Annotated in this window: 19 protein-coding genes and 4 tRNA genes; 19 read left to right on the top strand and 4 right to left on the bottom strand. The window is 34.1% G+C overall.

What is annotated here, in order from left to right:
• Positions 1 to 27: 27 nt before the first annotated feature.
• The 17 genes from GSY47_RS15655 to GSY47_RS15575 all read left to right on the top strand — a co-directional run bounded on the left by GSY47_RS15655 (position 28) and on the right by GSY47_RS15575 (position 16112).
• Positions 28 to 921: a tyrosine-type recombinase/integrase gene (locus tag GSY47_RS15655; protein ID WP_179001099.1), complete on the top strand. Its 894-nt coding sequence runs from the start codon at positions 28 to 30 to the stop codon at positions 919 to 921.
• A gap of 34 nt (positions 922 to 955) precedes the next feature.
• Positions 956 to 1258 (top strand): ribosome hibernation-promoting factor, HPF/YfiA family, encoded by a 303-nt coding sequence (hpf, locus tag GSY47_RS15650; protein WP_179001097.1) that lies wholly within the window; start codon positions 956 to 958, stop codon positions 1256 to 1258.
• Between the two features lie 90 nt (positions 1259 to 1348).
• A tRNA-Thr gene (locus GSY47_RS15645) sits at positions 1349 to 1422 on the top strand.
• Positions 1423 to 1482: 60 nt separating this feature from the next.
• Positions 1483 to 1563: transfer RNA gene (locus GSY47_RS15640), tRNA-Tyr, on the top strand.
• 49 nt (positions 1564 to 1612) lie between these two features.
• Positions 1613 to 1684, top strand: a tRNA-Thr gene (locus GSY47_RS15635).
• A gap of 55 nt (positions 1685 to 1739) precedes the next feature.
• Positions 1740 to 2927: an elongation factor Tu gene (tuf, locus tag GSY47_RS15630; protein ID WP_026730432.1), complete on the top strand. Its 1188-nt coding sequence runs from the start codon at positions 1740 to 1742 to the stop codon at positions 2925 to 2927.
• 55 nt (positions 2928 to 2982) lie between these two features.
• Positions 2983 to 3053: transfer RNA gene (locus GSY47_RS15625), tRNA-Trp, on the top strand.
• Between the two features lie 18 nt (positions 3054 to 3071).
• Entirely contained in the window at positions 3072 to 3269 is a 198-nt protein-coding gene (gene secE / locus GSY47_RS15620; protein WP_008466927.1) for a preprotein translocase subunit SecE, read from the top strand.
• Between the two features lie 10 nt (positions 3270 to 3279).
• Positions 3280 to 3831 (top strand): transcription termination/antitermination protein NusG, encoded by a 552-nt coding sequence (nusG, locus tag GSY47_RS15615; protein WP_008466925.1) that lies wholly within the window; start codon positions 3280 to 3282, stop codon positions 3829 to 3831.
• Positions 3832 to 3898: 67 nt separating this feature from the next.
• Entirely contained in the window at positions 3899 to 4336 is a 438-nt protein-coding gene (rplK, locus tag GSY47_RS15610; protein ID WP_008466923.1) for a 50S ribosomal protein L11, read from the top strand.
• 13 nt (positions 4337 to 4349) lie between these two features.
• A complete protein-coding gene (rplA, locus tag GSY47_RS15605; RefSeq protein WP_025572415.1) occupies positions 4350 to 5039 on the top strand; it encodes a 50S ribosomal protein L1 in 690 nt (229 codons plus the stop codon).
• 22 nt (positions 5040 to 5061) lie between these two features.
• Positions 5062 to 5565, top strand: coding sequence for a 50S ribosomal protein L10 (gene rplJ / locus GSY47_RS15600; RefSeq protein WP_091492767.1), 504 nt, complete (start codon positions 5062 to 5064; stop codon positions 5563 to 5565).
• A 92-nt stretch (positions 5566 to 5657) separates the two neighbouring features.
• Complete coding sequence (rplL, locus tag GSY47_RS15595) at positions 5658 to 6029, top strand: 50S ribosomal protein L7/L12 (protein ID WP_008466917.1); 372 nt, start codon at positions 5658 to 5660, stop codon at positions 6027 to 6029.
• Between the two features lie 267 nt (positions 6030 to 6296).
• Positions 6297 to 10109, top strand: a complete 3813-nt coding sequence (gene rpoB / locus GSY47_RS15590; RefSeq protein ID WP_179001095.1) for a DNA-directed RNA polymerase subunit beta — start codon at positions 6297 to 6299, stop codon at positions 10107 to 10109.
• A gap of 280 nt (positions 10110 to 10389) precedes the next feature.
• Positions 10390 to 14697 (top strand): DNA-directed RNA polymerase subunit beta', encoded by a 4308-nt coding sequence (gene rpoC, locus GSY47_RS15585; RefSeq protein ID WP_179001093.1) that lies wholly within the window; start codon positions 10390 to 10392, stop codon positions 14695 to 14697.
• Between the two features lie 11 nt (positions 14698 to 14708).
• On the top strand, positions 14709 to 15020 hold the full coding sequence (locus GSY47_RS15580; RefSeq protein ID WP_012024017.1) for a DUF3467 domain-containing protein: 312 nt from the start codon (positions 14709 to 14711) through the stop codon (positions 15018 to 15020).
• Between the two features lie 357 nt (positions 15021 to 15377).
• Positions 15378 to 16112 (top strand): hypothetical protein, encoded by a 735-nt coding sequence (locus tag GSY47_RS15575; protein WP_179001091.1) that lies wholly within the window; start codon positions 15378 to 15380, stop codon positions 16110 to 16112.
• A gap of 90 nt (positions 16113 to 16202) precedes the next feature.
• Here the strand turns inward: GSY47_RS15575 and GSY47_RS15570 are convergent, their stop codons facing one another.
• Positions 16203 to 17795: a peptide chain release factor 3 gene (locus GSY47_RS15570; RefSeq protein ID WP_091492772.1), complete on the bottom strand. Its 1593-nt coding sequence runs from the start codon at positions 17793 to 17795 to the stop codon at positions 16203 to 16205.
• Positions 17796 to 17944: 149 nt separating this feature from the next.
• Positions 17945 to 19387 (bottom strand): alpha-amylase, encoded by a 1443-nt coding sequence (locus GSY47_RS15565; protein ID WP_179001089.1) that lies wholly within the window; start codon positions 19385 to 19387, stop codon positions 17945 to 17947.
• Positions 19388 to 19857: 470 nt separating this feature from the next.
• Between GSY47_RS15565 and GSY47_RS15560 the strand changes: the two genes are divergently transcribed.
• Together GSY47_RS15560 and GSY47_RS15555 are read left to right on the top strand one after the other, a co-directional pair.
• Positions 19858 to 21291: a peptidylprolyl isomerase gene (locus GSY47_RS15560; RefSeq protein ID WP_179001087.1), complete on the top strand. Its 1434-nt coding sequence runs from the start codon at positions 19858 to 19860 to the stop codon at positions 21289 to 21291.
• Positions 21292 to 21369: 78 nt separating this feature from the next.
• Entirely contained in the window at positions 21370 to 22323 is a 954-nt protein-coding gene (locus GSY47_RS15555; RefSeq protein WP_179001085.1) for an AAA family ATPase, read from the top strand.
• A 38-nt stretch (positions 22324 to 22361) separates the two neighbouring features.
• Here the strand turns inward: GSY47_RS15555 and xrtN are convergent, their stop codons facing one another.
• Together xrtN and GSY47_RS15545 are read right to left on the bottom strand one after the other, a co-directional pair.
• A complete protein-coding gene (gene xrtN / locus GSY47_RS15550; protein WP_179001083.1) occupies positions 22362 to 23597 on the bottom strand; it encodes an exosortase N in 1236 nt (411 codons plus the stop codon).
• Positions 23597 to 26092, bottom strand: coding sequence for an XrtN system VIT domain-containing protein (locus tag GSY47_RS15545; protein WP_179001081.1), 2496 nt, complete (start codon positions 26090 to 26092; stop codon positions 23597 to 23599). The genes xrtN and GSY47_RS15545 overlap by 1 nt, the downstream gene beginning before the upstream one ends.
• Positions 26093 to 26198 lie beyond the last annotated feature (106 nt).

Here is a 26198-nt window from a genome sequence, read left to right as displayed (position 1 = left end):
TGCTTAATACTGAGAATTTTGATTTTTATGAAAACAAATAAAGAAGCTTTTAAGGATTATCTTTTGTTGGAGAAAAAATATTCTGCACATACTGTGCAGGCTTATTTAAATGATGTTGTGTCTTTTGAATCTTTTGTTGATAAAAGTTTTGATCAGGATAATATTGATTTGGTGAATTATAGTCAGGTTAGAAGCTGGATTGTTTTTTTGGTTGATCAGGGAATTTCGAATGTGTCAATAAATAGAAAGATGGCTTCTTTGAAGGCTTTTTATAAATTTCTATTGAAATCCAAGCAGATTGAGATTAATCCAATGTTGAAACATAAGGCTTTAAAAGTTCCGAAAGCGGTTCAGGTTCCTTTTTCTGAAAAAGAATTAAAGGATTTGCTGAGTGAAATAGATCTGCCGGTGGGTTTTGAAGAAGTGAGGGATAAGCTTATTGTGGAGATGTTTTATGTGACTGGAATGCGTCGTGCGGAATTGATTCATTTGATGATTAAGAATGTAGATCTTTCTGCTGGTGTTATAAAGGTGTTGGGAAAGAGAAATAAGGAGCGAATTATTCCTGTTCTGCCAGTAATACTAAATCAAATTAAGGTCTATGTAGGGGAAAGGGGTGGTTTGGATAATATTGTGGATTTTGATTATTTTTTTATTTCAAAAAAAGGATTAAAATTGAGTGAATCTTTTGTTTATCGTTTAATAAATTCATACTTTAGTAGGGTCTCGGAAAAGGTGAAAAAAAGTCCGCATGTGCTTCGTCATACTTTTGCAACTCATTTATTGAATAACGGGGCAGATTTGAATTCAGTTAAAGAATTGTTGGGGCATTCTAGTTTGGCGTCTACACAGGTTTATACTCATAATAGTTTGGCGGAGCTTAAAAAAGTGTATAAAGGGGCACATCCAAGAGGTGAATGATAATTCTAAAATGTTAAATCCTAAAATTTGTATTATGAAGGTAGATGTTCATGCAGTTAACTTTGCTGTTGACAGAAAATTGGTCGATTTTATTCAGGAAAGAATGGGTAAGTTGGAGAAATACTACGATCGAGTGGTTTCGTCAGATGTTTTTTTGAAAGTGGAAAGGACAAGTGATAAAGAGAATAAGGTTGTGGAGATAAAGATTAATGTTCCCGGGGATGATTTTTTGGTAAAAAAACAGTGCAAAACATTTGAAGAGGCGGTTGAGCTTTCGGCAGAATCGTTAGAACGTTTACTTGTGAAAAGGAAGGAAAAAATAAGAGCACATATTTAATTGAAATTTTTTTTGAAAAATGTTTTGATTAAAAGATAAAATAGCTACATTTGCAGTCCGTTAGAAATAGCGGACTTTTTTAATGCATTCGCCGATGTAGCTCAGCTGGCTAGAGCAGCTGATTTGTAATCAGCAGGTCGTGGGTTCGAGTCCCTCTATCGGCTCAAAATATTTCAAATGCGATTTGAAATAAGTTCTTTAAAATAATGAGATTTTAAAAATCAGGGGAGATACTCAAGCGGCCAACGAGGGCAGACTGTAAATCTGCTGTGTGAACTTCGCAGGTTCGAATCCTGCTCTCCCCACAAAAAAAAAGATGTTTAGATTTTAATAAGTCTAAAATCAGAACTCTCTGCCGGTGTAGCTCAGGGGTAGAGTGCTTCCTTGGTAAGGAAGAGGTCTCGGGTTCAAATCCCGACATTGGCTCAAGTAAGTAGGAAATTGAAAATTAATATATAACTAAGATTAAAAATTAAGTAAAATGGCAAAGGAGAATTTTAATCGTTCCAAACCGCACTTAAACATAGGTACAATTGGACACGTAGATCACGGAAAAACTACATTAACTGCTGCAATCACTAAAGTATTGTCAGATGCTGGTTACTGTCAAGCAAAATCGTTTGATCAAATCGATAACGCTCCAGAGGAGAAAGAAAGAGGTATTACTATTAATACATCGCACGTAGAGTACGAAACTGCTAACCGTCACTACGCTCACGTGGACTGTCCAGGTCACGCGGATTACGTAAAGAACATGGTTACTGGTGCTGCTCAAATGGACGGAGCTATCTTAGTAGTTGCTGCTACAGATGGTCCAATGCCACAAACTCGTGAGCATATCCTTTTAGGTCGTCAGGTTGGTATTCCAAGAATCGTTGTTTTCATGAACAAAGTGGATATGGTTGATGATGCTGAGTTATTAGAGCTTGTTGAAATGGAAATTAGAGATTTATTATCTTTCTACGAATATGATGGAGATAATGGTCCTGTAGTTCAAGGTTCTGCATTAGGAGGATTAAACAATGATCCAAACTGGGTACCTAAAATTATCGAATTAATGGAAGCTGTTGATGCTTGGATCGAAGAGCCAGTACGTGACGTTGCTAAGCCATTCTTGATGCCAGTTGAGGACGTATTTACAATTACAGGTCGTGGAACTGTTGCTACAGGTCGTATCGAAACTGGAGTTGCTAACACTGGAGATCCTGTTGAAATCATTGGTATGGGAGCTGAAAAATTAACTTCTACTATTACAGGGGTTGAGATGTTCCGTAAAATCCTTGACAGAGGTGAAGCTGGAGATAACGTAGGTTTATTGTTAAGAGGTATTGATAAAGCTGATATCAAAAGAGGTATGGTTATTATTAAGCCAGGTTCAGTAAAACCACACGCTAAATTCAAAGCTGAGGTTTATATCTTGAAAAAAGAAGAAGGTGGACGTCACACTCCATTCCACAATAACTACCGTCCACAGTTCTACGTACGTACAACTGACGTAACAGGAGTTATTTCTTTACCAGCAGGTGTAGAGATGGTAATGCCAGGTGATAACTTAACTATTGAAGTTGCTTTATTAAGCCCAATCGCTATGAACGTAGGTTTACGTTTCGCTATCCGTGAAGGTGGTAGAACAGTTGGTGCTGGTCAGGTTACTGAAATCGTAGAGTAATTCTATTAAAATTAATAAAAAGCCAGTGATTATTTTTTAATCACTGGCTTTAATTACGGGCGTAGTTCAAGGGTAGAATAGCGGTCTCCAAAACCGTTGATGGGGGTTCGAATCCCTCCGCCCGTGCAATAAAAAATATATCAAATGACAAAAGTTACTAATTATTTATCAGAGGCTTTCGAAGAGTTAAAGTCAAATGTTACTTGGCCAGCTTGGGCTGAAGTTCAAAAATTGACAATTGTTGTGGCTGTATTTTCGATTTTATTCGCTTTGGCAACTTGGGGAGTGGACGAATTTTTTGCAAAAGCTTTGGCTGGATTTTTTAACTGGTTAAAAGGATAATTTTTTTGTGATGGCAGATAATAATGTGAAAAAATGGTACGTAGTTAGAGCGGTTAGTGGTCAAGAGAATAAAGTGAAAGCTTATATCGAGACTGAGATTGCGAGATTAGGTATGGAGGATTATGTTTCTCAAGTTTTAGTTCCTACTGAAAAAGTAGTTACTGTAAAAGATGGGAAAAAATCATCTAAGGATAAAGTTTATTTTCCTGGATATGTTATGATTGAAGCTAACTTAGTTGGTGAAATCCCTCATATTATTAAGTCAATTACTAGTGTTATTGGATTTTTAGGAGAAACTAAAGGTGGAGAACCTGTTCCTTTAAGACTTTCTGAAGTAAACCGTATGTTAGGTAAAGTGGATGAGCTGGCTGTAAACACAGATACACGTTCTATTCCATTTAGTGTTGGTGAAACGGTTAAGGTTATTGATGGACCTTTCAATGGATTTAACGGATCTGTTGAGAAAATCAATGAAGAGAAGCGTAAACTTGAGGTAATGGTTAAGATTTTCGGAAGAAAGACTCCATTGGAATTAAGTTTTATGCAAGTAGAAAAAGTATAATTTTTTGTTACACTATAATAAACCATTGTAATCGCTTCCATTGATTACAGTGTTAAATTTTTTAAAAATGGCTAAAGAAATTAGTAAGGTAGTTAAACTACAAGTTAAGGGAGGTGCTGCGAACCCGTCGCCACCGGTTGGACCTGCTTTAGGAGCTGCTGGGGTTAACATCATGGAGTTCTGTAAGCAATTTAATGCTAGAACTCAGGATAAACCTGGCAAAATTTGTCCAGTGCAAATCACTGTGTACAAAGACAAATCATTTGATTTTGTTGTTAAGACTCCTCCAGCAGCAGTTCAGTTAATGGAAGCTGCAAAGCTAAAATCTGGTTCTGGTGAGCCTAATCGTAAAAAAGTAGCTAGTGTTACTTGGGAACAAATTAGAACTATTGCTGAAGACAAAATGCCAGACTTAAATGCTTTTACAATTGAAAAAGCTATGAGTATGGTTGCTGGAACAGCTAGATCTATGGGTATAACTGTATCAGGAGACGCTCCTTTTTAATTAAGAAAAAGAAATGGCAAAATTAACAAAAAAGCAAAAAGAGGCTGCTTCAAAAATTGAAAAGAACAAATTATACTCTTTAAAAGATGCTGCTGCATTAATTAAAGTTGTTGCTTCTGCAAAATTTGATGAGTCTGTTGATATCGCAGTTCGTTTGGGTGTTGATCCAAGAAAAGCGAATCAAATGGTTAGAGGTGTAGTTACTTTACCTCACGGAACAGGAAAAGACGTTAAAGTATTAGCATTGGTTACTCCAGATAAAGAAGCTGAAGCAAGAGAAGCTGGAGCAGATCACGTTGGTCTTGACGATTACTTACAAAAAATTAAAGACGGTTGGACAGATGTTGATGTAATCATTACTATGCCTGCTGTTATGGGTAAATTAGGTCCATTAGGTCGTATTTTAGGACCTAGAGGTTTAATGCCAAACCCTAAAACAGGTACTGTAACTATGGATGTTGCAAAAGCTGTTCAAGAGGTTAAAGCTGGTAAAATTGACTTTAAAGTTGATAAAACTGGTATCGTACACGCAGGAATCGGTAAAGTTTCTTTTGGAGCTGAGCAGATTGTTGACAACGCACACGAAATTATTCAAACATTAATAAAACTTAAACCAACTGCTGCTAAAGGTACATACATTAAAGGTATCCACCTTACAAGCACAATGAGTCCTGCTATTGCATTAGACCCAAAAGCAGTATAATTGGTAGTTAAAAATTTTTAGTATGACTAGAGAAGAAAAATCAATCGCGATTGAAAATTTAACTGCGCAGTTAGCTGGTACAAATATCATTTACATTTCTGATATTTCTGGTTTAAACGCAGAGACAACTTCAAACTTACGTAGAGCTTGTTTCAAAGCAGGTATCAAATTAGAAGTTGTAAAGAACACTTTGCTTGCAAAAGCAATGGAAGCTTCTGATAATGATTATGGTGATTTACCTACAGTTTTATCAGGTAACAGTGCTATCTTTATTTCTGATGTTGCTAACGCACCTGGAAAAATCATCAAAGATTTCCGTAAGAAATCTGATAAACCAGTTTTAAAAGGAGCTTACATCAATTCTGAAGTATATATTGGGGATAACCAATTAGATGCATTAGCTACAATTAAATCTAAAGAAGAGCTTATCGGAGAAATCATTGGATTGTTACAATCTCCAGCTCAAAGAATTATTTCTGCTTTACAAAACAAATTCGCTGGAAGCGAAGAAGAAGGAGCAGAGTAATTATCAACGTAAGAAAGAATACTTTCTTACTGCTTAATTAGCGCACAATAAATAAATTATATTTTTACAAATCATTTTAAACGATAGAAAAAATGGCAGATTTGAAACAATTCGCAGAACAATTAGTTAACTTAACAGTTAAAGAAGTTAACGAATTAGCAACAATATTAAAAGACGAGTATGGTATCGAGCCTGCTGCTGCAGCTGTAGTAGTTGCTGCTGGTGGTGGAGACGGTGCTGCTGAAGAAGCACAAACTGAATTTACAGTTGTATTGAAAGATGCAGGAGCTTCTAAATTAGCTGTTGTAAAATTAGTTAAAGAATTAACTGGTTTAGGTCTTAAAGAAGCTAAAGATGTAGTTGACGGTGCACCAAGCAACGTTAAAGAAGGTGTTTCTAAAGAAGAGGCTGAAGGTCTTAAAAAATCTTTAGAAGAGGCTGGAGCTACTGTTGAGCTTAAATAATTAAACTCAGTTTAAGAACTAGGTTTAGGCCTTGAGTTAACACTCAAAGGCCTAAACCATTTTTCGTATAATAAAATATTTAAATTTTATTATCCCATAGTTTAAAATACGAAAAAGTTTTTGATCAATACGAAGAAAGAAAATCAAACCTATTTTACTTGTTTTATTTTTAAAGATGTATTGATTATAATTAAGAAAGTATAGATTAAACAGTGTGTTTTTACACAAAAATAAATTACTTTTTTTTAATCAAAATTTTGTCCATTGATGATAACAAATCAGACTGAAAGATTGAATTTTGCCTCTACAAAAAACATCCCTGACTATCCAGATTTCTTAGATGTTCAGGTTAAATCTTTTAAAGATTTCTTTCAATTAGAAACGAAATCTGACGAAAGAGGCAACGAAGGGTTATACAATACCTTCATGGAAAACTTCCCAATTACAGATACAAGAAATAACTTTGTATTGGAATTCCTAGATTATTTTGTTGATCCGCCACGTTATACAATTCAAGAATGTATAGAGAGAGGTCTTACTTATAGTGTGCCTTTAAAAGCTAGGTTAAAACTATACTGTACAGATCCAGAACACGAAGATTTTGAAACTATTGTACAAGATGTTTATCTTGGAACAATTCCTTACATGACTCCTAGTGGTACTTTTGTTATTAATGGTGCCGAGCGTGTTGTAGTATCTCAATTACACCGTTCTCCAGGGGTTTTCTTTGGACAGTCATTCCACGCAAATGGAACTAAACTTTATTCTGCAAGAGTAATTCCTTTTAAAGGATCTTGGATAGAATTCTCTACAGATATCAACAGCGTAATGTACGCGTATATCGATAGAAAGAAAAAATTACCGGTTACAACTTTATTCCGTGCTATCGGTTTCGAAAGAGATAAAGATATCCTTGAGATTTTCGACTTGGCTGAAGAAATTAAAGTTTCTAAAACAGGTATTAAGAAATATATTGGAAGAAGACTTGCTGCGCGTGTATTGAACACATGGCACGAGGATTTCGTTGATGAAGATACTGGAGAGGTAGTTTCTATCGAGCGTAACGAAATCATCCTTGATCGTGATACAATTATCGACAAAGATAATGTTGAAGAGATCATCGATTCTAACGTTAAATCTATTTTGTTACACAAAGAGGATAATAATCAAGCAGATTATGCTATTATCCACAACACGTTACAAAAAGATCCAACAAACTCTGAAAAAGAAGCTGTAGAGCACATTTACCGTCAGTTGCGTAACGCTGAACCGCCTGATGAGGAAACTGCTCGTGGTATTATAGATAAATTGTTCTTCTCTGATCAACGTTATAACTTAGGTGAAGTTGGTCGTTACAGAATGAACAAAAAATTAGATTTAGATATCCCTATGGATAAGCAAGTGCTTACCAAAGAAGATATCATTACAATCGTTAAATATTTGATCGAGTTGATCAACTCTAAAGCAGAGATTGATGATATTGATCACTTATCAAACCGTCGTGTTAGAACAGTTGGTGAACAATTGTCTCAACAATTCGGTGTTGGTTTAGCACGTATGGCTAGAACTATTCGTGAGAGAATGAACGTTAGAGATAACGAGGTGTTTACACCAATTGATTTGATTAATGCTAAAACATTATCATCAGTTATCAACTCTTTCTTTGGTACTAACCAGTTATCTCAATTTATGGATCAAACGAATCCATTAGCTGAGATTACACACAAAAGAAGACTTTCTGCACTTGGACCAGGTGGACTTTCGAGAGAAAGAGCTGGTTTCGAGGTTCGTGACGTTCACTATACACACTATGGTCGTTTATGTCCGATTGAAACTCCTGAGGGACCAAACATTGGTTTGATTTCATCTCTTGGTGTTTATGCAAAAGTTAACGGAATGGGTTTCATCGAAACTCCTTACCGTAAAGTAACAAATGGTGTAGTTGATTTAGAAAGTACTCCAGTTTACTTAAGTGCTGAAGAAGAAGAAGGCAAAATGATTGCTCAGGCAAACATTGAAATGGACGCTTCTGGTAAAATTACAGCAAGCAATGTTATTGCTCGTGAGGAAGGTGACTTCCCGGTTGTTGAGCCATCAGTAGTTCATTATACAGACGTTGCTCCTAACCAGATCGCTTCGATTTCTGCATCTTTGATTCCTTTCTTGGAACATGATGATGCGAACCGTGCGTTGATGGGATCAAACATGATGCGTCAGGCAGTTCCTTTGATCCGTCCTGAAGCTCCGATTGTTGGTACAGGTTTAGAGCGTCAGGTAGCTTCAGATTCAAGAGTATTAATCAATGCTGAAGGGCATGGTACTGTTGAGTATGTTGATGCAAACATCATTACTATTAAATACGATCGTACAGAAGACGAGAGAATGGTTAGTTTTGATGCTGATGAGAAAACGTACAACCTTATTAAATTTAGAAAAACCAATCAAGGTACAAGTATTAACTTGAAACCAATCGTAAGAAAAGGTGACAGAGTTATTCCTGGACAAGTATTATCAGAAGGATATGCTACTCAAAATGGTGAATTAGCTTTAGGTAGAAACTTAAAAGTTGCGTTCATGCCATGGAAAGGGTATAACTTCGAGGATGCGATTGTAATTTCTGAAAAAGTAGTTCGTGATGATATTTTTACTTCTATCCACGTTGATGATTATTCATTAGAGGTTAGAGATACTAAGTTAGGAAATGAAGAGTTAACAAACGATATTCCTAACGTTTCTGAAGAAGCTACTAAAGATTTAGATGAAAACGGTATGATCAGAATTGGAGCAGAGGTTAAACCTGGCGACATTCTAATCGGAAAAATTACACCAAAAGGGGAATCAGATCCTACTCCAGAGGAGAAATTGCTTCGTGCAATCTTCGGGGATAAAGCAGGTGATGTAAAAGATGCGTCATTAAAAGCTTCTCCATCTTTACACGGTGTAGTTCTTGACAAAAAATTATTTGCAAGAGCCGTAAAAGATAAACGTAAACGTACTCAGGATAAAGATGCTTTAGGCGCTTTAGAAATGGAATTCGAAACTAAATTTGTTGAATTAAAAGACAGATTGGTTGAGAAATTATTCTTGATCGTTAACGGAAAAACATCTCAAGGTGTAATGAATGATTTGGGTGAAGAAGTTTTACCAAAAGGTAAAAAATATACTCAAAAAATGCTTTACGCAGTAGAAGATTTCGCTCACTTAAGCAAAGGTCAATGGGTTGCTGATGATGCTACTAATAAAATGGTTAATGATTTAATTCATAACTATAAAATTAAGCTGAACGACTTACAAGGAGCTTTAAGAAGAGAGAAATTTACTATTACAGTTGGAGATGAATTACCATCTGGAATCTTGAAATTGGCTAAAATCTATATTGCTAAAAAACGTAAGTTAAAAGTTGGTGATAAAATGGCGGGACGTCACGGTAACAAAGGTATTGTTGCTAGAATCGTTCGTCACGAAGATATGCCTTTCTTAGAAGATGGAACACCGGTAGATATTGTATTGAATCCACTTGGGGTACCTTCACGTATGAACATTGGTCAGATTTATGAGACTGTTCTTGGATGGGCTGGTATGAACTTGGGTAGAAAATTTGCTACTCCAATTTTCGACGGTGCTTCTCTTGACGAGATCAACGCTTTGACTGATGAAGCTAACGTACCACGTTTCGGACATACCTATCTTTATGATGGTGGAACTGGAGAGCGTTTTGCACAAAAAGCAACTGTGGGTGTAATTTACATGCTTAAATTAGGACACATGGTTGATGATAAGATGCACGCACGTTCTATCGGACCATACTCATTGATTACGCAACAGCCACTTGGAGGTAAGGCTCAATTTGGAGGTCAGCGTTTTGGAGAGATGGAGGTTTGGGCACTTGAGGCTTATGGAGCTTCTAGTACTTTACGTGAAATCTTAACTGTTAAGTCTGATGACGTTATTGGTAGAGCTAAAACTTACGAAGCTATCGTTAAGGGAGAAACTATGCCAGAACCAGGTTTACCAGAATCATTCAATGTATTAATGCACGAATTGAAAGGTCTAGGATTAGATCTTCGTTTGGAAGAATAAATAAAGTTTTCAGTTACAGTCTCAGTATTCAGTTTAGCACTGAAAACTGGGACTGCGATTGTTTACTAAATGTTACAAGTTTTTAAAGATTTATACCCGTAACCCGTTCCGATTTTTTATAACAATGCGAGGCATTTTATAACTAGCACTTCAAATAAGAATTTGAGGTTTAGAGAAGTAACCCGAGGTAGTAGCTGAATGATTAACTCTTAAATTTTTAAGAGTAGATTATAAATCTAAATTCAATTTTTTAATTGCAAATAAATCAATAGTAAAAACTATGATGAATAACAGAAACAATAAAGATAAGAATCCAGTAAAAAGATTTAACAAAATTTCTATTGGATTGGCTTCACCAGAATCTATCTTGAAAGAATCAAGAGGAGAGGTTTTAAAGCCAGAAACAATTAACTATAGAACTCACAAACCAGAGCGTGACGGACTTTTCTGCGAAAGAATCTTCGGACCAGTAAAAGATTTCGAATGTGCTTGTGGTAAGTATAAAAGAATTCGTTACAAAGGTATTATCTGTGACCGTTGTGGTGTTGAAGTTACTGAGAAAAAAGTACGTCGTGACAGAGTTGGACACATCAACCTTGTTGTGCCAATTGCTCACATCTGGTACTTCCGTTCTCTTCCAAACAAAATTGGTTATATCCTTGGTCTTCCATCTAAGAAATTAGATATGATCATTTACTACGAAAGATACGTAGTAATCCAAGCTGGTATTGCTAAAAATGCTGATGGAGAATCTTTACAAAGACTTGATTTCTTAACTGAAGAAGAGTACTTAAATATTTTAGATACTCTTCCACAAGAAAACCAATATTTAGATGATTTAGATCCAAATAAATTTGTTGCCAAAATGGGAGCAGAGTGTATTATGGATTTATTAGCTCGTATTGACCTAGATGCTTTATCTTATGAATTAAGACACAGCGCTAACAACGAAACATCTAAACAACGTAAAACTGAAGCTTTAAAAAGATTACAAGTTGTTGAGTCTTTCCGTGAATCTAACGAAAACCGCGAAAACCGTCCAGAATGGATGATCATGAAAGTGGTTCCAGTTATTCCACCGGAATTACGTCCGCTTGTGCCGCTTGATGGAGGTCGTTTTGCAACTTCAGATTTGAACGACTTATACCGTCGTGTAATCATCCGTAACAACCGTTTGAAAAGATTAATGGAGATTAAAGCTCCAGAAGTTATCTTAAGAAACGAAAAACGTATGTTACAAGAATCTGTAGATTCATTATTTGATAACACTCGTAAAGCTTCTGCTGTTAAAACAGAATCTAACAGACCATTAAAATCATTATCTGACTCATTAAAAGGTAAGCAAGGACGTTTCCGTCAAAACTTACTTGGAAAACGTGTGGATTATTCTGCTCGTTCGGTAATTGTCGTTGGTCCAGAGTTAAAATTATATGAGTGCGGATTGCCAAAAGATATGGCTTCTGAATTATACAAACCTTTCGTTATCCGTAAATTGATTGAAAGAGGTATTGTTAAAACAGTAAAATCTGCTAAGAAAATTATTGACAAAAAAGAGCCAGTGGTTTGGGATATTTTAGAAAATGTAATTAAAGGACACCCAGTATTACTGAACCGTGCTCCTACTTTGCACAGACTTGGTATCCAAGCTTTCCAGCCAAAATTAATTGAAGGAAAAGCGATCCAGTTACACCCATTAGTATGTACGGCTTTTAACGCCGATTTCGATGGTGACCAGATGGCGGTTCACTTACCATTAGGACCAGAGGCTATTTTAGAGGCACAATTATTAATGTTGGCTTCTCATAATATCTTGAACCCTGCAAATGGTGCTCCAATTACTGTACCTTCTCAGGACATGGTCTTGGGGCTGTACTATATGACAAAAGAGCGTATTTCTACAGAAGATCACATTATTTTAGGTCAAGATTTGACTTTCTATTCTGCTGAAGAAGTAAACATTGCATTAAACGAAGGAAGATTAGAATTGAATGCTCGTGTGAAAATTAGAGCAAAAGATTTTAATGACGCTGGAGAATTAGTATACAAAATTATTCAAACAACTGCAGGACGTGTATTATTTAACGAAGTAGTACCTGAAGCAGCTGGATATATCAATGACGTATTGACTAAGAAAAACCTTAGAGATATTATCGGACACATTTTAAGTGTGACTGATGTACCTACAACGGCAGCTTTCTTGGATAATATGAAAGATATGGGTTATAAATTCGCATTTAGAGGAGGTTTATCATTCTCTTTAGGTGATATTAGAATTCCAGAACAAAAAACTAAGTTAATTGCAGATGCTAGAGAGCAAGTTGAAGGTATCTCAACTAACTATAACATGGGTCTTATCACAAATAACGAGCGTTACAACCAAGTTATTGACGTATGGACTTCAGCAAATGCTCAGTTGACAGAGTTAGCAATGAAAAATATTAGAGAAGACCAACAAGGTTTCAACTCTGTATATATGATGCTTGACTCTGGGGCGAGGGGTTCTAAGGAACAGATTCGTCAGTTAACTGGTATGCGTGGTTTGATGGCTAAGCCTAAAAAATCTACTGCTGGTGGTGGTGAGATTATTGAAAACCCGATTCTTTCTAACTTTAAGGAAGGTCTTTCGATCCTTGAGTACTTCATTTCTACTCACGGTGCTCGTAAAGGTCTTGCGGATACGGCTCTTAAAACGGCCGATGCTGGTTACTTAACAAGAAGGCTTCATGACGTTTCTCAAGATGTTATTGTTAACATCGAAGATTGTGGAACTTTAAGAGGTGTTGAAGTTGCTGCATTGAAGAAAAATGAGGAAATCGTTGAATCTTTAGGAGAGAGAATTTTAGGACGTGTTGCATTACAAGACGTTATTAATCCTCTTACTAACGAAGTAATGGTTAAATCTGGAGAACAAATTACGGAATCAATTATGAGAACTATCGAAGCTTCTCCAATTGAAAAAGTAGAAGTTAGATCTCCATTAACTTGTGAAGCTTTAAAAGGTATTTGTGCGAAATGTTACGGTAGAAACTTAGCTACTGGAAAAATGACACAAAGAGGTGAAGCTGTCGGAGTTATTGCAGCTCAGTCTATTGGAGAGCCAGGTACACAGTTGACACTTCGTACGTTCCACGTTGGGGGGGTTGCTGGAGGTATCTCTGAAGAGTCTAGTATTGTTACAAGATTCGCAGGTAGACTTGAAATTGAAGATTTAAAAACAGTTAAAGGAGAAGATGGAGAAGGTAACTCTGTTGATATCGTAGTTTCACGTTCAACTGAGTTGAAATTAGTTGATGAAAAAACTGGAATTGTTTTAAATACACATAACATTCCTTACGGTTCTAGTATCTTCGTTGGAGATGGTGAAACTGTAGCTAAAGGAACTGTAATCTGTAAATGGGATCCATATAACGGTGTAATTGTTTCTGAGTTTACAGGTAAGATTGCTTACGAAGATTTAGAACAAGGACAATCGTTCATGGTGGAGATCGATGAGCAGACTGGTTTCCAAGAAAAAGTAATTTCTGAAGCTAGAAACAAAAAATTAATCCCAACTTTATTGGTTTACGGTAAAGAAGGAGAATTGATTCGTTCTTACAACTTGCCAGTAGGTGCACACTTAATGGTTGAAAACGGTGAGAAAATTAAAGCAGGTAAAGTATTAGTAAAAATCCCACGTCGTTCTTCTAAAGCAGGCGATATCACGGGAGGACTTCCTAGAATTACTGAGTTGCTTGAGGCTCGTAACCCTTCAAACCCAGCAGTTGTATCTGAAATTGATGGAGTTGTATCTTTCGGTAAAATCAAAAGAGGTAACCGTGAGATTGTTATCGAATCTAAATTTGGTGAGATTAAAAAGTATTTAGTTAAACTTTCTAGCCAAATCTTGGTACAAGAGAATGACTTCGTAAGAGCGGGAGTTCCATTGTCTGATGGTGCAATTACACCAGATGATATCTTAAGAATTCAAGGACCGGCAGCTGTTCAACAGTATTTGGTTAATGAAATTCAAGAGGTTTACCGTCTACAAGGGGTAAAAATCAATGACAAACACTTTGAGGTTGTAATTCGTCAAATGATGCGTAAAGTTAAAGTGGAAGATCCAGGAGATACTCTATTCTTAGAAGATCAATTGATCCACACTAAAGACTTTATCCTTCAAAACGATAAATTATACGGAATGAAAGTGGTTGAAGATGCTGGAGATTCTTCTGTATTGAAACCAGGTCAGATTATTACACCTCGTGAATTACGTGATGAAAATTCATTATTGAAACGTACAGATAAAAATCTTGTTGTAGCAAGAGATGTAATCACTGCAACTGCGACGCCAGTTCTTCAAGGTATTACAAGAGCTTCGTTACAAACTAAATCATTCATTTCTGCGGCTTCATTCCAGGAGACAACGAAAGTACTTAACGAAGCTGCAGTAGCTGGTAAAGTAGATGATTTAGAAGGATTAAAAGAAAATGTAATTGTTGGACACAGAATTCCTGCAGGAACTGGTATGAGAGAATATGATCATACTATTGTAGGATCTAAAGACGATTACAACGAAATGATGGCTAATAAAGAAGAATACATTTATTAATTTAGGAAACTATGAGTAATCCGAAACAACAACAAGAGCAAATTAATATTGAGTTAGACGAAACAATTGCAGAAGGAATTTATTCTAATTTGGCAATTATCAATCACTCATCATCAGAGTTTGTTTTAGATTTTGTGAGTATTATGCCAGGGATTCCTAAGGCCAAGGTAAAGTCAAGAATTGTTTTGACACCACAACATGCTAAAAGATTGTTAAGAGCAATAGGTGAAAATATCCATCGATTTGAAGCAGCTCATGGCGAAATCAAAGAAACAGAGCAAGCACCAATTCCGCTTAATTTTGGTCCTGCGGGACAAGCATAAATTTCAAAGCCCCATTCAAAATGGGGCTTTTTTTATATAGTAAAATATAATAAAATGCACTTTGTCCGATTTAATTTACTTTTATCGATGAAATTTCTTTACTTGTCTGTGTTAGAGTATATTTGCGATCCTATGAAGAATTAATTTTTGAAATATAATGACTTAGTAAGGTTAGATTTAATTCAAATTAAAGGAAAGCGCTAATTTAAATATTAGCGCTTTTTTTATGTCTAAAAATTAAGTTTTTATAAGAATATTGAAAAAAAGATTCTTGGCTTCCCAACCTTTTTATAAAATTGATACTCTATCTAAGTAAGAAAGCGCCATAAAGTTTTTAACTTATAAATAAAGTAGAGTATGAAAAAGAAATTCACCTTAGAAATAGCAGATCCTTGTTCTGAAAATTTTGATAAAATGATTCCAAATACTAATGGTTCGTTTTGTAGTTCGTGTATGAAGAATGTAATTGATTTAAGTAAAAAAACAAACTCCGAAGTAGCTAAATTTATTTCAGATAATAAGGATAAAAGTATTTGTGCACGATTAAAAACGACTCAATTGGAAGAAGAATTTGTTTACAATGAAACTTCTAAAATTAATACTTTAAAATACGCAGCAGTTGCAGCATTAGTTTTACTGGTGTCAAATCTTTCAGCACAAGAAAAAGAAGTTGTTAAAACAGAAATAAACTGCCCAAAACCGAATACTTACAAAGTAGGTAAAGTAGCTTATGGCCAGACTCGAAATCAAGAAGTCTCATTAATCATAAAAGGAAAACTGTTAGAATCAAAAACAAACAAACCTTTTGATAAAGAAGCATATTCTAATTTAATGATTGCTTTTAATAACTCGCAAAATCCTTTGAAAGTGAATCCTAAAACTGGTGAATTTTCGATAGAAGTCAAAGTTTTAAAGGGCAGTAAAACGATAATGGTTACAATTACGGCCAACGATTATTATCTTTCAAAAGAAGTAGCCTTTGATATAAAGTCAGCTAAAAATGATGTTTTGGTAAAAAACATAATTATTGATGCAGAAGAGCTTAACAGAATTTATATAGCGGGAGGATTAGGAATTAATTATACGCGATAATATTCAAATCTGCATTTTGTGGAATGTAAATGAAAAAGGCTGTCATAATAAAAATTGACAGCCTTTATATATTATTTTCTTCTAAAAGAATTAATCAAATTCAGATGTAAAGTATAATTTCACAGTTGGATATTTACTTTGTGTCATTTGAATAGTAAAATCAGAATCAGCTAAGAATACTAATTGTCCGTATTTATCATGAGCTAAGAATTTTTGTTTGATACGTTTGAACTCTTTGAATTCCTCATTTTTAGCATCATCAGGTTTTACCCAGCAAGCTTTATGAACGGGGAAGTTTTCGTAAGTACATTTTGCTCCGTATTCATGCTCTAAACGATATTGAATAACCTCATACTGAAGTGCTCCAACCGTTCCGATAACTTTACGATTATTCATTTCTAAAGTAAACAACTGCGCAACACCTTCATCCATCAACTGATCTACTCCTTTTTCCAATTGTTTTGCTTTCATTGGATCAGCATTGTTGATGTATCTAAAGTGCTCCGGAGAGAAACTTGGAATTCCTTTAAAGCTCATGATTTCGCCTTCAGTTAAAGTATCTCCAATTTTAAAGTTTCCAGTATCGTGCAAACCTACAATATCACCAGGGTAAGAAATATCAACGATTTCTTTTTTCTCAGCGAAAAAGGCATTTGGACTTGAGAATTTTAAATTTTTCTTTTGGCGGACATGGTAGTAAGGTTTATTTCTTTCAAAAGTTCCGGAAACGATTTTGATGAATGCTAAACGGTCACGGTGTTTTGGATCCATATTGGCATGGATTTTAAAAACAAATCCAGACATTTTTTCTTCTGTAGGCTCAACTGTGCGAGTCTCAGAATCTTTTGCTCTTGGAGATGGGGCGATTGTAATAAAACAATCTAATAATTCACGAACTCCAAAGTTATTTAAAGCAGAACCAAAGAAAACTGGCTGAATTTTTCCATCTAAATAATCCTGACGTTCAAATTTTGGATAAACTTCATCAATCAATTCTAGTTCTTCACGAAGTTTGTTAGCTGCTTTTTCTCCCACAATTTTATCCAATTCCGGATTGTTTTGCACATCAGAAAAAGCGATTGTTTCTTCAATATTTTTTCGGCTGTCTCCGCTAAAAAGGTTAATGTTCTCTTCCCAAAGGTTATAAATTCCCTGAAAATCATAACCCATTCCGATAGGGAAACTTAGTGGCGTAACTTTCAAACCTAATTTTTGTTCTACTTCATCCATTAGATCAAAAGCATCTTTACCTTCACGATCTAATTTGTTGATGAAAACAATCATTGGAATGTTACGCATTCTACAAACTGCAACCAATTTTTCCGTTTGTTCCTCAACCCCTTTTGCAACGTCAATTACAACAATAACACTATCAACTGCAGTTAAAGTTCTAAAAGTATCTTCTGCAAAATCCTTGTGTCCAGGAGTATCAAGGATATTGATTTTTTTGTCTTTATAATTAAAAGCAAGTACAGAAGTCGAAACCGAGATACCTCTTTGGCGTTCGATTTCCATAAAGTCACTCGTTGCTCCTTTTTTAATTTTGTTATTTTTTACAGCTCCCGCTTCCTGAATAGCTCCTCCAAATAACAGTAATTTTTCCGTTAATGTAGTCTTACCAGCATCGGGGTGCGAGATAATTCCAAATGTTCTTCTGCGTTGTATTTCTTTTAAAAAGCTCATATTTCGTATAAATAGGTTGCAAAAGTACTATTAAATACGGCTTTATAAAAATATTCACTTCTTAAATTTGGGAAGTCTTTCTTATTCGAGGTTTTTTTAGAAAAAAAATAAGGCTGTTTTGCAACAGCCTTAAATAGTCATTTTTGAAATTACTGATTAATTGACCAAATGGAATATCCTTTTGGGGGACATTGTATTTTTACCCATTTATCTGCTTGCGTAGTTGGATACCAAGAAGAATTTCCTGTAAAATCTTTTATTTGAGTATTAGCCCAATTCGTCTGAATCCATCTTTCCTGCCAAACATCTGAATTGTTGATGTAGACAACCAAACCAGGATTCCCGTTATAACCATTTCTTCTAGCTACATATTCGTCATTGTCAGAATATAAAATAGAAGTCGTTCCTGTTGCTTTGTTGTTGTGAATCCAGATTAGGTTATTCAATTTGTTTTTGTCCAGCCATTCTTCATAATCTCTGTAGAAAATGGTTGGATAACCTTCGTGAGTTAATATGTAAGAGTATGCTAACATTTTGCTCCAGATTTCATCGGTATCATGATTGGTTACAAAAGTTACTGCTTTATATGGATTTCGTTTCCACATCATATCATCATTTAATAAGGCTAGATTATTTCCATCAAAAGCATCATTCATTTTGTAATAACAAGCGAAATCAAAAACAGAACTGTTTGCGTTATTAGCCCACCATTCCAATGTATTTACATTAGAATCCCAATATTCACCAACAGAAAAACCTCCAACATTAGCATTCCAAGCATTGACAACCCAAGGACCGAAACCTTTAACGTAGTCGAATCTCCAGCCGTCAAATTTCATGGTGTTTTTATAATATTTACCAACACCGTCAGCTCTCAGCCAAAGCCAGTCTTGAACATTTGGAGCGGCGTGGCACAAATCTGGAAATCCTCCAAATGCACCTTCGTCATTATTGCCATAACTGTTTTTGTAGAAATCATTATAAGTACGTTTGAATTTTCCTGAAGCAATTCCAGTAAAATTCGTCCAAGTATTTGTCCCTGTAAACGGATTTGCTTCAGATTGTCCACCACTGTTGTGATTGATTACAATATCTGCATAAACTTTAATATTTTCATTATGGGCAGCTGTAATTAAACTGACCAACTCAGCCTTAGAACCAAAACGAGTTTCGGTACTTCCATTTTGATTGTAATCTCCAAAATCAAAGTAATCTGTCGGGTCATATCCCATAGAAAAAGCTCCGTTCTGTGCTTTTGAAGCAGGTGGAAGCCAGATAGAACCAATTCCAGCATTGCCCCATGCGGTTACTTTGCTGCTTATGGTGTTCCACCAATTTCCTCCCGCAGGAACATCCCAATAAAAAGCCTGCATCATGACACCGCCTCCGGGATTATCAACATATTTTCCAGTAGGAGAAGAATTTGAAGTTCCTGTGCTAAAAGGTTTTCCGTCATGATGCGTAACATCAATCACTTTAAAATTTTGACTTTCCGCTTTTGCGTCAGTTTCATTGATTTCATTTTGTGAACATGAAAACAATAATCCAGAGATAATAGTAACCATGCACAGTTTTAAAATAGGTTTTTTCATAATAGATTGTGGTTTAGTTAAATAGTTTTTTTGTAATTAATGAATTCTTTCGCATTAAAAACAGGCATATCTTCATTTTTAAGCTTTTAAATTGATAATTACGCATCTAAAGTATGTTTTTTTTGATATCATTTCAATTTGTAAGAAAATAGTTTGTTACGAAAACGTTGTAGTGTTGAGAAGTTTTTTTATATCGCTTATAATTAGTGTTTTATTCAAAGAAGAAATTCTATAATCAAAAAGTTTCAGCCAATTTCTAATGAACGTTAATTAAACAAGATCTTAGTATCCCATAATTTTTTGTTAATAGTATATCAGATAGTTGTATTATGTAATTGAATTGTTATTTTTGTTCGTTATAAGTTAGAAAAGAACTATACTTTAATTATTTATGTTTGAAGAATTATTTTAAAACATAACTAATACAGATTATATAAAAACAAGCTTACATTCAAATAAAATTTAAAATAATGTTATTAAAAAAGTTCCAGTTAAAAACAATTGATTACAAGTTTGCACTAGCAATTTGTTTTTTTCTTTTTTGTGCTCCAATTATCACTGCACAAGAAGTAATTCCTGATGTTGTTGCTCAAAAACCGGCTGAAACACCTACTGGTGGAAAATTAAAAGTAGACGGAATTATCGCAACGGTAGGAGACTACATTGTTTTGGATTCTGACATTGACAAAGGATTTTTAGAAATTACAGCGCAAGGTGGCTCTATAAAAGACATTACAAGATGCCAAATGCTTGGAAAATTGCTTGAAGATAAATTATATGCTCACCAGGCAATTCAGGATAGTATTATTGTTAGTGATGCCGAAATTAGAGGTATGATGGAAGAGCGTTTAAATTATATGACGCAGCAAGTAGGAGGAGATATCAATAAAGTTGTTGAGTATTATAAAAAAAATTCTGTAGAGGAATTTAAAACTTATTTTGCAGACATCTTAAAAGAACAGAAACTTGCCTCAGAAATGAGAGATAAAATCATTAAAGATGTAGAAATTACTCCAGAAGAAGTTCGTAATTTCTTTAAAAAGATACCAAAAGATGAATTGCCGACATTTGGAGCTGAAATGGAAGTAGCTCAAATTGTTGTGGAACCTAAGGTTTCTAAAGAAGATAAGCAAAAAGTTATTGATAGATTAAAGTCTATAAGACAAGATGTACTGGACGGTTCTAGTTTTGCTACAAAAGCAGTTTTATATTCTCAAGACCCGGGGTCTTCTCCTAATGGAGGGTATTATAAAATGACAAGAAAAACACCTTTCGTAAAAGAATTTAAGGATGTTGCATTCAGTTTACAAGCAGGCGAAATTTCAGAGCCGTTTGAAACAACTTTTGGATATCATATTATTATGGTAGAAAAAATTAAAGGACAAGAGGTTGAATTACGTCATATCTTGATTTCTCCAACTGTTTCTGATGCCGCTTTAAAAGAAGCAAAAGAGAGAATTATCAATATTAGAAACAAAATTGTTGGTAACGAGATTTCATTTGCAGATGCTGCTAGAACAGAATCTGATGAAAAAGAGACAAGAGCAAATGGAGGAACTTTGGTAAATCCTACAACTCAGGATACACGTTTTGAATTGACAAAAATGGATCCAACTTTATACAGTCAAGTTTCTAATTTAAAAGGAAATGAGGTTTCTCAGCCACTTTTAAATACTGATGATAAAGGAAAGAAAACATATAAGCTGATTACAGTTACAAACCGTATCGAAGATCATACTGCAGATTATGCTAAAGATTATACTAAAATCAAAGAATTAGCATTAAAAGAAAAGCAGATTAATGCTATTGCAAAATGGTTTGATAATAAAATTAAAGACACTTACATTAAAATTATTGGCGAATACAAAGAATGTGAATTCGCAAACAACTGGTTGAAAAAATAATTTTTATTAAATAAATAAAAAGAGTTAGTTTTATGAATTCATAGAATTAACTCTTTTTAATTTTAAATACACTCATAAATGTCTGACGTAACAGCAATTCACAATTTAGTTCAAAAAAGAAACGAATTAAAAAAAGAGATAGCGAAAATAATAGTAGGGCAGGACGCCGTTGTAGATCAAATTTTACTTTGCATATTTTCTGGAGGACACGCACTTTTAATTGGTGTTCCAGGTCTGGCAAAAACCTTAATGATTAATACATTATCTCAAGCTTTAGGTTTAGATTTTAAAAGAATTCAGTTTACGCCAGATTTAATGCCTTCTGATATTTTAGGGAGTGAAATTTTGGATGAGAATAGAAATTTCAAATTCATAAAAGGCCCTATTTTTTCTAATATCATTTTAGCAGATGAGATAAATAGAACGCCACCTAAAACTCAGGCAGCTTTGCTTGAAGCGATGCAGGAAAGATCGGTAACAATTGCTGGACAACACCATAAATTAGATTTACCTTATTTTGTTTTAGCAACTCAAAACCCAATTGAGCAGGAAGGGACATATCCGTTACCTGAGGCGCAATTAGACCGTTTTATGTTTGCCATAAAATTAGAATATCCAACTTTTGAAGAAGAAGTTCAAGTCGTTAAGAGAACTACTTCTGACGTAAAAACTGAGATTACTCCATTGTTTACGGCACAGGAAATTATCGATTTTCAACATTTAATCCGTAGAATTCCTGTTGCAGATAATGTTATCGAATATGCGGTAACTCTGGTAAGTAAAACACGTCCTGATAATGCTCTGACAACCGATTTTGTGAAAAATTATCTAGATTGGGGAGCAGGTCCTAGAGCTTCGCAAAACTTAATTTTAGCAGCAAAAGCACACGCCGCTTTTAATGGTAAATTTTCACCGGATATTGAAGATGTTCAGGCTGTAGCAACAGGAATTTTACGTCATAGAATTATTAAAAACTACAAAGCAGATGCAGAAGGAATAACTGAAGAGGTTATTATCAAGAAGCTGATGTAAGATATAGCTAAAAAGCCTGATTTATTAATCAGGCCTTTTTATTTTTTAATACTCGTTTCATTTATTAAACGTACTGTTTTGTTGTTAAAAAGCTTTAATAGCAAAACTTTGGTGAGTGATGTATATTTTTTATTATCATATTCGTACCACCAGTAAGAGAAATACCTAATGTTGTTCTTTTCCATTTTCGTGAGCCATATTTTCTCCTTGTTTCTGCTGATTTCCTTAGATTCAATAATCTTATATCCGTTTCCTGTCCAGCAGATTAAAGGTTTATGAATAGGAGTTTTTATATAGGTTAAAGTTTCGGGAGTTACAATTTTAAAAACTTCGTTGGTTACCCAAACACCATTTTTGATATTGTAAAACGGATTTAGATTTTCTAACAGGGAATAATTTTGTTCTTTTTTAATTTCGAAACTGGTACTAAATAAAATTCCAGTGGCAAATAGTATCGGTATAAATTTTGGCTGAATCTTGTCACTGTTTATTTCATCCTTTTTGGGAATAAAAAATCGGATGAGAAATAAAATGGGAGCAATTTGATAAAAGACAAAACACACAATTCCGATGGTATGGTGCAGGATATTTTCTTCGGTACAATTGAATAAGACCAAAGTGATAATCCTGAAATAATTAGAGACAATATTTAGAATAACTAAAACACTGCAAAAAACTAAAATTTGCAGTATGCTAAAATATTTTTGTTGTTTTCGTTCTTCTAAAGTCAGTAAAAATGCTCCTGAAAGTAATCCCGTTTTAAACATCGACAACCCCATACAAGCAGTATCAATAGAAACTTTTGCATCGTTAATATAAAAATTAACTCCCTCGATTTTTGTTATCGGAAGAAAGTTTTTCAATGTGTGATAGACTCCATAACAAAGTGTTTGTTTTATTTCGACAGTCAGATAATTAAATAATTGGTCAAAAATCGAAGAAAACAAAAAAAGACAGATAAAAGCAATAAAGGAAAATCTTTTAGTAAAACTGTAATAAATAAAACATATCAGTAATAGTAAAGCATAAAAATGCAATGACTTTGTATGCAGTCTGTAGCTGATAAATTCCAATAAAAAAATCATTCCAAGAAGAGGGTAGCTCAATTTTAGAGTAGTTTTTCTTCCTGCATTAAGAAATAGCAGAATGGAAAAAATGATTCCAAAGAAATTATTGTCTAGTCCAGCTAATACAATAGTGTAGTTTATAACTAACAAAATTGTAATAGCCAGAATAGCAATTGATTTTTGATAAGATTGCAGCAATAAAGTCATTATGCTTTTTGAGTTTTGTTTTTGCGATAATAAACGAAAAGTGTAGTTAAGCCAATAATAATAAGTATCCATTCATGTGGCTCTGGAACAGCGCCGTCATTTTTAATAGAAGCATTTCCTAAAGTGTCGACATTTTTCTCAATTCCGTTCTTTTTGTAATCTTCATCAGTTTCCAAGACGATTAAAGATGAAATTGGAGTTACAATGTTGGCATCTTTTGCCAGAGTAACGTATTTATTTGAAGCTAAAGTGTCACTCTGAATTTTTACTTGTTCTTCCAAAACTTTTCCAAAAGCATACATTCTGTAAATATGATTTGGCCCATCACTTTTGAAAGTGCTGTCTTGTGATTTTTCCTGAATTGAAGTATTTGAAGTCTCAATATTAACCATATTTTCAGCCGTTTTAAACTTGATGAAATAATTTTCATGCAGCATTCTTAAACTATTTCTTAAGCTTGTCTGGTAAAAATCAACATATTTTTGCTCCTTTATGGTCTGCCAAAACGGATTAATGTTTACAGAAATATTGATTACTTTCAGATTTTGTGATTTAGTCAGGTTTCGAATCTTTTTTAAATATTCAGATTCATTAAGTTCTTCAAAATTTGCAGAAAATTTTCCAGATTTAGTTATAATTAAACTATTTTTTTTGATTTCATATAGAGGCAATAATGAATAATGTAAGTATTTAAAATCAAGAAAAATAGTTTTGAAATTTTCTTTGTTTATTGCTTTTTTTTCCTTGTCATGATAAACATAAAATTCTTTTCCTTTTACGTTTACAAATGATTCAATTTCCTGAGTTGTCCAGTTGCTGTTTAGATCTAAAATGATTTCTGATGCATTAAAAGGAACATTCTCTTTTTGACTCTCTTTTACTTCATATATTTTATCCTTCCAAGCAAAAGAGTTTGGCTTTGATATTTTGTTTAAAGGTATTATTGCCTGCCAGTCATCAAGACCTTTTGATTCGTTAATGTAAAAATTATTTTGAAGTTTAAAATTCTTACTTGTCTCGACAGTAGTTTTTCCTTTAATCTGTATTCTGGAAACTGTAGAAGCGTTTGAAATATTTGGACCTTTAATAGAAAGGCTTTCGTATTTCAACTCATTATCCTCAGCTTTTAAAGGAGTAGTAAAGCCACATTTGAACATTCTTGGGGTTGTATAACTTACAGGGAAAACTCTCACGACAACTTTGTTTCCTTCTCTCCATTGCATTAAAGATGGATCACGGCTCTCTACGCCAACAATTTGTTTGTATGCTTTTTCAGCTTTCTCTTTTGTAGTTAGAACTCCTTTTCGTTCCATACCGTTTACCCATAATGAAAGTGAAGTTGCAACAGAACCTTCAGGAAGCTGGAAGGAATAAATAGCTTCCTGATCTCTCCATGAATCTTTATCGCAGGCAATATTCATGGTAATTTCGGTATAAGCAAGTCTGCAGTCGGGATATAATTTTACATCTTCTTTGATGTCTTTGGTAATCAAATCTTCACCGCTCCATAACTGTTCTTCGGTTTCTAGTCGTTTGTCAAAATTAGATTTAAGAATATTAATTCGGTCATTTTGGCTCAGGTCAAGTTCTTCGCAAAAGATATATGCAATTGTAATAAATGGATTATGGATTTTTCTTTCGTTAAATTGTTTAATTCCAAAAGAGCCAAGATCGTAATTAAAAAATTTTTCAGGCCCTGTATAAACAATGTCTTTTTTTAGTAAAATTTCATTAAAAAAGTTCGGATCAAGACTTTGTGATATTTCAATATAATTGGGTAAATCTTCATTTAAAGTAAAAGAATTAATGGGGCGTCTAACGTTAATAAGTCTGCTTTCTCTATCAAGCATTACAACAAAAGCAAATAAGAGAATTAAAACAAAACTAAAACCTGCACTGAATGAAATAAAATGTTTTCTGTTTTCTTGAAAAAAACGAGCTATAGTTGCTATATGGATAACGGAAACAAGTAATGGAACTAATGCATAAAAACCAATTCCTAATAGTAGAATTCCAATGCATGCAAAAGGTGTAAGAGGTAAAAGATAGAAAGTGAAATACAATATTATACTGTAAGATAATCCATTTATAAAAAAGAGATAAGGAGTAAAACTATTTTCTGATGGCTTTAGGTAAATGAAAAAATTGCTAATAAAAAAGAATAAAGTGGTAAGGTAAACCCATGATGGAAGATCTTCAAATATAGGCACGAAAATATTTAGGCAAAAACATCCAATAAACCAATTAAGTATAAGAAAAGGAGTTAAATGAAGATATTTTTTCCTTTTTCTAAGAATAAGAAAGGTAACAGTGACTCCGTAAGCAAATTCCATTATCAATGTAAGGATGCCTAATACTCCTACACCAAAAAATTGACTGTTTTCATTTAGTAGTAAAATCAATAAAAAAAAGCCACAGAATAAACTGGTAAAGAGACTAACTCTAACACCAATTTTATTAAGATAATCATTCTCATTTTTAAATTTGTATTCCATAGTAATGTGTTTTTGAAAGAACTTTGAATTGCAAAGTTATAAGAAAAATTGAATTGCAAGCATTTTTTGGAAGTTTTTTTAATGAAAGATTTCTGTAAAAAATGAA

Origin of the sequence: Flavobacterium quisquiliarum (assembly GCF_019308285.1) — a bacterium.
GTDB classification, from domain to species: domain Bacteria; phylum Bacteroidota; class Bacteroidia; order Flavobacteriales; family Flavobacteriaceae; genus Flavobacterium; species Flavobacterium quisquiliarum.
This window is presented reverse-complemented; position numbering and strand designations above follow the sequence as displayed.

What these genes read in the sequence shown, in the direction of transcription:
- nusG (WP_008466925.1), top strand. Translation starts at nt 3,280, where the DNA reads ATGGCAGATAATAATGTGAAAAAATGGTACGTAGTTAGAGCGGTTAGT.
- rpoB (WP_179001095.1), top strand. Translation starts at nt 6,297, where the DNA reads ATGATAACAAATCAGACTGAAAGATTGAATTTTGCCTCTACAAAAAAC.
- GSY47_RS15655 (WP_179001099.1), top strand. Translation starts at nt 28, where the DNA reads ATGAAAACAAATAAAGAAGCTTTTAAGGATTATCTTTTGTTGGAGAAA.
- xrtN (WP_179001083.1), bottom strand. Translation starts at nt 23,597, where the DNA reads ATGACTTTATTGCTGCAATCTTATCAAAAATCAATTGCTATTCTGGCT.
- GSY47_RS15580 (WP_012024017.1), top strand. Translation starts at nt 14,709, where the DNA reads ATGAGTAATCCGAAACAACAACAAGAGCAAATTAATATTGAGTTAGAC.
- rplJ (WP_091492767.1), top strand. Translation starts at nt 5,062, where the DNA reads ATGACTAGAGAAGAAAAATCAATCGCGATTGAAAATTTAACTGCGCAG.
- GSY47_RS15565 (WP_179001089.1), bottom strand. Translation starts at nt 19,387, where the DNA reads ATGAAAAAACCTATTTTAAAACTGTGCATGGTTACTATTATCTCTGGA.
- rplK (WP_008466923.1), top strand. Translation starts at nt 3,899, where the DNA reads ATGGCTAAAGAAATTAGTAAGGTAGTTAAACTACAAGTTAAGGGAGGT.
- tuf (WP_026730432.1), top strand. Translation starts at nt 1,740, where the DNA reads ATGGCAAAGGAGAATTTTAATCGTTCCAAACCGCACTTAAACATAGGT.
- secE (WP_008466927.1), top strand. Translation starts at nt 3,072, where the DNA reads ATGACAAAAGTTACTAATTATTTATCAGAGGCTTTCGAAGAGTTAAAG.
- rpoC (WP_179001093.1), top strand. Translation starts at nt 10,390, where the DNA reads ATGATGAATAACAGAAACAATAAAGATAAGAATCCAGTAAAAAGATTT.
- GSY47_RS15560 (WP_179001087.1), top strand. Translation starts at nt 19,858, where the DNA reads ATGTTATTAAAAAAGTTCCAGTTAAAAACAATTGATTACAAGTTTGCA.
- GSY47_RS15545 (WP_179001081.1), bottom strand. Translation starts at nt 26,092, where the DNA reads ATGGAATACAAATTTAAAAATGAGAATGATTATCTTAATAAAATTGGT.
- GSY47_RS15555 (WP_179001085.1), top strand. Translation starts at nt 21,370, where the DNA reads ATGTCTGACGTAACAGCAATTCACAATTTAGTTCAAAAAAGAAACGAA.
- hpf (WP_179001097.1), top strand. Translation starts at nt 956, where the DNA reads ATGAAGGTAGATGTTCATGCAGTTAACTTTGCTGTTGACAGAAAATTG.
- GSY47_RS15570 (WP_091492772.1), bottom strand. Translation starts at nt 17,795, where the DNA reads ATGAGCTTTTTAAAAGAAATACAACGCAGAAGAACATTTGGAATTATC.
- rplA (WP_025572415.1), top strand. Translation starts at nt 4,350, where the DNA reads ATGGCAAAATTAACAAAAAAGCAAAAAGAGGCTGCTTCAAAAATTGAA.
- rplL (WP_008466917.1), top strand. Translation starts at nt 5,658, where the DNA reads ATGGCAGATTTGAAACAATTCGCAGAACAATTAGTTAACTTAACAGTT.
- GSY47_RS15575 (WP_179001091.1), top strand. Translation starts at nt 15,378, where the DNA reads ATGAAAAAGAAATTCACCTTAGAAATAGCAGATCCTTGTTCTGAAAAT.